Genomic DNA, 5041 nt, shown 5'->3' on the forward strand with positions numbered 1-5041 from the left:
ATCACCACCTGCTCCGGCTGGTTCGGCAGCACCGCGCCCATAAAGACCGTATCGATATCGCCGCCCGCTGGATAAGGGCCACGGTTGAACAGCTTATCGAGGGGCTTCACATTCCCCAGCGGATGCTGATAGGTCAGGCGGTGAATCGCTCCATACTGCCAGCGTGCCACATCTGGGCCCAACTTCTCCAATAGCTCAGCGATAGCTGCCGACCAAGCTGCCGCGATAGCCGCAGGCCATGAGCGCGGCCCATTAGGAATAGCCGACTCCGCAAACCAGCTATCATCACGCTCCTTCAGCAAGCGAATCAGCAGCGGCTTACTCCGGCTGGCATAGCCATTGAGAATCGCCAGCAAGGTCGAACCAACGCCCAGATACTGAGAGAGCAACTGCTCATCGTCGCCGATGACCGCCCCGAAGACAATGCGCTCCAGCTTCTGGAGGAACGTTTCATAAATCGCCGCCCCGGCGCTCTGAGGAGAGAGCACATAATCCCACTCCCGCAGCGTCTGCAGCGCTGTCTCCTCCAAAGCATTCGCTGGGCTAACCGTCTCGAGCACATGAGGCACAATCTCGCGAGCTGGCAGCGCATACTGATCCGACTGGATGCGCGCCATATCCGCCAGCGACAGACGCTCCTTACTCAGAAGCAGATCGCGGATACGCTGCGCGCGATAGCCGTTGAGCCACTCGTGAGTAATATAGTAGGGATAATCATCCTTCACCACGCGGTTATTGGCCGTCACAATCAGGTGCTCAGGCGGATTAAAGAGGCGCGGCAGCTCCTCAAAGGGAATAAAGCCAGTCCACTCATATTCCCCCGTCCAACCCGGCGAAGGCAGCAGCGTCTGACGGTGGCTACGGACAGGAATCAAACCCGCCATAATGTAGCCAATATTGCCCTCGCGGTCAGCATAGACCACATTCTGCGGCGGCACATCCCAATCACGCATCGCCTCCAGAAACTCCTCCCAGCAGGTTGCGCGATTCAGCTTCTCCACCGCCGCAATGATGCGGCAGGACTCAAAGCCAGTCCACCGCAGAGCGAGAGGCAGCTCCCCTGGAGTAGCGCCATCTCCCTGGCCTGCCTGCCCTTTCCCTGTCGGGAGACTGCTCAAAATGGGACCGTGTCGTGTCACCAAGACCTCCTCTACGACCGGCTCCTTGCGTCCCTTGACACGGATCTCCTCGCGGATTACCTGAGCCTCTTCCCAACGGCCCTGGAACTCATAGCGGTATGGATTCTGCGGGTCAAACTTCTCGATATAGAGGTCCTGAACATCGGAAATCGCATTCGTCAGTCCCCAAGCGATGTAACGGTTATGGCCGATCACAATACCAGGGGTGCCCGGGAACGAGGCTCCGATCACATCGATGTCGCCAGCCACCAGGTGGCACTCAAACCAGATCGAAGGAGCGCTCTGAGCCAGATGCGGATCGTTACAGAGAATAGGAGAGCCAGTCACAGTCTTACTGCCATCCACCACCCAGTTATTGCTTGCCCCTAGCGGACCGAAGCCACTCAACTGCCGTACCTGCTCGTATGGCTCCAACAGACCCGGATTGACCCCACCATACTCAGCGCCTGGAGGAATGATCAGCGGGTGCGAAGGGTCATAGCCTGCCTCCAGGCGGGCTGCCCGCTCGGCACCGGCGCGAGCAATGATGCGGGCGCGAATCAGCTCAGTCTCCCAGTTGCCGCTGAGATTCCAGCCCATCATCTTGGCCCAAAGCAGACTATCGGCAGGCTGCCAGGGATCAGGCCGATAGCGCAGAAGGGTGAATTCCACAGGGAGCGGATGACTCTCAATAAAGGCATTGACGCCGGCGGCGTAGGCTTCCAGAATCCGGCGGTGATGGGCCGAGAGATGAGCTACATCATTGGCGGCGGCGCGATGCAGGCCCAGACGACGGCAGAAGCGGTCAAGCTCTAGCGTTACCTCACCGACAATTTCCGAGAGCCGACCGGAGCCCAGGCGGCGGTTGAAATCCATCTGCCAGAGGCGCTGCTGCGCATGAACGTAGCCCTGAGCGAAGAAGAGATCATCCTCATTACGAGCATAGATATGGGGTACGCCATAGCGGTCGGTAATGACCTCGACTTCCTCATGCAAGCCAGGCAGGCGCCGGACACCCTTGGGCGAAGGGATGGGGCGACGCAGCAAGAAATAATACGCGCCGCCAAGCGCACCCGCCAGACCGGCGGCAGCCATCAGCGTCTTTTGCCACCAGGATGCCATGATTCTCGCCTCCTTTGCGTGCGTTATATACGACTCGCAGAATAGGCTAAGAGATAGGCCATCCCTCCCTTTCCATTGCATGCGCACATAGCCGCTTGCTCTCTTGCTCACCATCGGCTGTCAAGCCCCTCACCCAATCCCCCCTCCGTGCGCATCCAACGACAACAGCCAGGGGATCTGCGAGCCGCTGTCACCACTCATTGACACCTCAGCCTTCGGCGCTTGCCCATCTGCCTTTGCAGGAGCAAGCGAGCGAGGAAAGGCAGAAGAACAGCGGGAAGAACACCAGGTGGTCGCTCCTGGCTCCCTCCCGCTCTTGCTAACTAAGACAACCTGGATCATCCAGGCAATATTATACGTTGTGATCGGTGCTGGCTGCAGATACTGAGGTCGATCCTGGAAAGCAAGCGCGGTCAACGCACTGCTAATCCTATGCATGCGAGCGATAGCCGTCTGTCAGCGCTCGCGCCAGGCAAAGCCAGAGGCCTCGCCTCTAGCTGCCGCTCGCCGCTTGAATGAGCTAGCCCGCTTCCCGGCCAGCAGGCCGCCCAAGAGAGACAGCGCTCAGCGTCGGGCAGGCAGAAGCCGCTACACTTCCCTATCTCATTAGGTCTGCCCAGGCCTGAGCAAATGCTCTCAGTGGGAGGGCAGGTGAGCCGGGCAAGCCAGACGATCCGCTGCTGCTCTTCGCTCCAAGACAGGCCTGGCTCGGCCTGGCTAGACCAACTCTGTACCCCGAGCCGTATCGCGCACCTCAAAGCCAAGCGCCTTGATCTGCTCACGTAGGGCATCTGCACGTTGCCAATCGCGAGCAGCGCGTGCGGCCTCGCGCTCCCGCACCAGAGCCAAAACCTCCTCAGGAATAGGACGTGGCTGGCGCGGGGAGACCGTCTCCAGGCGCAGGCCAAGCACACGGTCAAAATCTAGAATCAGGCGACGTCGCTCGGCTGGTGGAATACGCTGATTATGGAGCGCGCGGTAAGTCACACTCAGGGCCGTGGGCAGCTCCAGATTATCGTTAATCGCCTCGTGGAAAGCGTCCCGCAAGCGCTGAGCCTCCTCAGACCAGGGACCTGTCGCGCCCACCCCATCAGCGGGCAACTCTGCCAGAGCCTCACGCAGATTATTCAAACCATTCTGGGCTGCCGCAATCGACTCATCGGTAAAGTTGATCTTAGAGCGATAGTGAGCGGTCAGCAGCAGATAGCGCAAAGCCAGCGGCTCAATGCCCCGTTCCTTTAGTGTCGAGAGGAGGATCACATTGCCTTTCGAACGAGCCATCTTGGCATTGCCGAAATCCAGAAACTCGCCGTGGACCCAATAGCGTACGGGCGGCTTACCACTGACCCCCTGACTTTGAGCGATCTCATCCTCATGGTGAGGGAAGATCAGATCAACCGCGCCGGTGTGAATATCGAACTGGTCACCCAGATACTTGACGGACATCGCTGAGCATTCGATGTGCCAGCCGGGAAAACCAAGGCCCCACGGACTCTCCCAATTCATTTGACGCTTGGGACTGCCCCGCTTCCAGAGAGCGAAGTCCTCGGGCGACTGCTTATCATCGGCCACCTCCATCTGTTCGCGCCCGTGACCGCCAGCCCGCAACTGCTCCAGTGTGTTGCCGGAGAGCTTACCGTAGTCGGGGAAGCGGCTCACATCGTAATAGACATTTCCCTCACTAGTCACATAGGCCAATCCTTTTTCAAGGAGCCTGGCGATCATCTCCTGCATCTCAGGGATGTGATCGGTCGCCTTGGGCGCGATGTGAGGGGGCAGAATGTTTAGCTCAGCGGCGTCCTCCTCATAGCGGCGCGTGTAGTAGGCTGCGATCTCATAGGCGGAACGACCCGTCCTACGCGCCTCATGCTCGATTTTATCCTCGCCACGTTCCTCGACGTCGTTCTGCAGATGACCAACATCAGTGATGTTGCGCACCAGCAGCACCTCATAGCCGTTGTATTCGAGCATGCGGCGTAACCAGTCGGTCATCAGGAATGTGCGAAAGTTACCGATATGGATATCGCGGTAAACAGTGGGTCCGCAGCTGTAGATGCCCACCTTTGGCGGATGAAGAGGCTCAAAACGCTGTTTCGTGCGACCGAGTGTATTATAAAGCACAATCGGCCTGGCCGAAATGCTGCTCATTTTTCTATTCTCTCCTGATGTCCTAAATGCTCACGAAACTGTACCCAAAAGGAGCCAGGGGAAGCAAGTGCAGGCAAGCAGTGCGCTAATTACGCGTATTGCGGCCAGAAACAGCGTGGGTACAGAAGTGTGTTGCAGCTCGTGGTATAGCCGCCATCATGCCCATAGCACCTTCAGTCCTCTGATTTCTCTGCCCTATGTCTCTCGTCTTGTTGCGCCTCATCTCATCTGCGCTCACGCTTGTCACCAGGATGCCAGGGCGAGCGCGTACCTGGAGGCTGATCCATGCTTCTGTTGGGAGGAAACCACCGGTGTATGACGGTCAAGGTCGATCCGTCTTCGCTAGTATAGCATACTCTCAGGCACTGGTATAGCCCCAGCCAGAATTTGCAAGGTTTTTGCTTATCTGCGAACAGCGCCCAGCATTTTTTCGGTTCGCTGCCCCTGCTACGTCTAGAGAGTGGAAGGCCAAGCCGCAGGGGCAGAGCTGATGGTGCCGGTCTCTTCTAGTCAAAGCTAACGGTCTTGCCTCCCTGCGAGCTGCCCTTCTCTGGGCAGCAATCTCCTGCCGGGTCTTCTGCTGTTCGGCCTGATCATCCATGCCTGGGAAGGCTCGGCAGCGAGAGTATACTTATAGTTATTCTATTAATAGT

Annotated in this window: 2 protein-coding genes; both read right to left on the bottom strand. The window is 58.1% G+C overall.

Annotated elements, in window-relative coordinates; all coding sequences use genetic code 11:
- A partial coding sequence (locus tag IRZ24_RS16595) for a penicillin acylase family protein (protein ID WP_297166549.1) occupies positions 1-2240 on the bottom strand: 2240 nt, incomplete at its 3' end.
- Between the two features lie 717 nt (positions 2241-2957).
- Positions 2958-4388, bottom strand: coding sequence for a cysteine--tRNA ligase (gene cysS / locus IRZ24_RS16600; protein WP_297166552.1), 1431 nt, complete (start codon positions 4386-4388; stop codon positions 2958-2960).
- Positions 4389-5041 lie beyond the last annotated feature (653 nt).

Source organism: Thermogemmatispora sp. (genome assembly GCF_019683755.1).
Classification (GTDB): domain Bacteria; phylum Chloroflexota; class Ktedonobacteria; order Ktedonobacterales; family Ktedonobacteraceae; genus Thermogemmatispora.